Origin of the sequence: Pseudoalteromonas sp. SIMBA_162 (assembly GCF_046535955.1) — a bacterium.
GTDB lineage: Bacteria > Pseudomonadota > Gammaproteobacteria > Enterobacterales > Alteromonadaceae > Pseudoalteromonas > Pseudoalteromonas marina.
The window spans coordinates 1-205 of sequence record NZ_JAWJBQ010001435.1 but is presented as its reverse complement, the minus strand read 5'-3'; the positions used below and the strand labels follow the sequence as shown (position 1 = coordinate 205).

Below are 205 nucleotides of genomic sequence, written 5' to 3'. Positions count from 1 at the left end.
CAGTAGTGAAACGAAACAGCGCCGATGATAGTGTAGCATTTGCTATGTGAAAGTAGGACATTACCAGGCTTCAAATTCAGTCGAAGGACTTTAACCTTAATAAAAATAAGAAAATTGAAAAGAATTTTCTTGGTGACAATAGCGTTTTGGACCCACCTGATCCCATGCCGAACTCAGTAGTGAAACGAAACAGCGCCGATGATAG

At 40.5% G+C, this 205-nt stretch carries 1 rRNA gene; it reads left to right on the top strand.

The features are described 5' to 3' along the window. Positions 1–128: 128 nt before the first annotated feature. Positions 129–205, top strand: a 5S ribosomal RNA gene (gene rrf / locus R0J88_RS24350); the annotation flags it as partial.